Origin of the sequence: Burkholderia sp. Ac-20353 (genome assembly GCF_017104785.1) — a bacterium.
In the GTDB taxonomy this organism is placed as follows: domain Bacteria; phylum Pseudomonadota; class Gammaproteobacteria; order Burkholderiales; family Burkholderiaceae; genus Burkholderia.
On record NZ_JAAGPL010000523.1, the window covers coordinates 1 to 823 of the forward strand.

The 823-nt window shown below is 72.5% G+C and carries 1 protein-coding gene; it reads right to left on the bottom strand.

Features of this window, described 5'->3' with window-relative positions; translation table 11 throughout:
* The coding region (locus tag G3N94_RS41730; RefSeq protein ID WP_205799962.1) for an FUSC family protein at positions 1-823 on the bottom strand (823 nt) is incomplete at both ends.

Here is an 823-nt window from a genome sequence, read left to right on the forward strand (position 1 = left end):
TCGCGGCCGGCTGGCTCGCAAGCAGCGCGCCGAGTTGCGCGATCCGGTGCTGCTGGCGTTGCAGCCAGCCCGGCGCGGCGGGCTGCCGGCCGGCGAGCAGCGCGAGCGCGTCGTCGCGGATCGTGCGGCGCAGCCGCGCGGCGTCGGCGGCAAGGTTGCGCGGCAGGATCAGCTGGAACGTGAGCAGCGTGATGAACGTCGCGAGCACCCAGGCGACCGACTGGTTGAGAAACAGGCCGAGGTCCGGACGGAACGGATTGGTCGCCGCGTTCAGCGTGTTGAACGCGACCAGATACGCGAGGCCCGCGAGCGCCGTCTTCGGCACGCTGGTCGCGTAGATGCCGGGCAGCCAGAACAGCGCGAGCGTGACGACGAGCAGCGGAAAGCCGTCGATGCGCGGCAGGATCCCGAACGCGCAGACGAACGCGGCGGGCACCGCGGCAAGCGTGCCCTTGATGAAGGCCTTCGCGCCCGCGGCCGGGTTGCCGGCCGTCGCGAGCAGCGCGCAGTACGGCGCGACGACGAGCAGCATCATGTCGCCCTGGTTCCACGCGGTCGCGATCCAGATCACGCCGGTGATCACGATCGCGCACATCGAGCGCACGCCGTTCTCGAGCGCCGAGCGCACGTCGCGATGAAAGCGCACCGGCGCGGGCCGGCGCTGCGGTCGCGCCCGCTGCAGCTCGGCGAGGCCCTCCAGCGCGGCGCGATAGTCGTCGATCTGCTCGCACAGCCGCTCGCCCGCGATCAGCAGCGCGGCCTCGTCGCGCGGATCGGCCAGCGCGATCGCGTCGAGCGCCGTCGTGAAGCGCTGGCGTGCGTC